A 325-nucleotide genomic window follows, 5' to 3' on the forward strand; every position below is an offset into this window, starting at 1 on the left:
GTTTATGGTAGCCTCTCGGAAAGACAAAAGAAGCATTCACGATATGATAGCTAAAACGTATGTTACGTATGAGAAACCGGCTGAGGCAAATCCGTATCAAGAATCTTAATAATATGGACTAGAAAGGTCTGATCTGCAGTATGCACGATCAGACCTTTTCTTTTGAGTTACGCTCGTATGTTTATTTCACTGATTCTTTTAATTGCTTTCCTGCTTTAAATGCTGGTGTTTTTGTTGCGGCAATATCAATTTCCTCACCTGTTTGCGGGTTACGTCCTTTCCTAGCCGCTCTTTCGCGAACCTCAAAGTTTCCAAAACCAATGAG

Annotated in this window: 1 protein-coding gene; it reads right to left on the reverse strand. The window is 40.3% G+C overall.

The genetic code is table 11. The features are described from left to right. Positions 1 to 181: 181 nt before the first annotated feature. On the reverse strand, positions 182 to 325 hold a 144-nt coding region (locus KH400_RS23565), incomplete at its 5' end, for an HU family DNA-binding protein (protein ID WP_217228762.1).

The organism is Desertibacillus haloalkaliphilus (assembly GCF_019039105.1).
Taxonomy (GTDB): Bacteria; Bacillota; Bacilli; order Bacillales; family KJ1-10-99; genus Desertibacillus; species Desertibacillus haloalkaliphilus.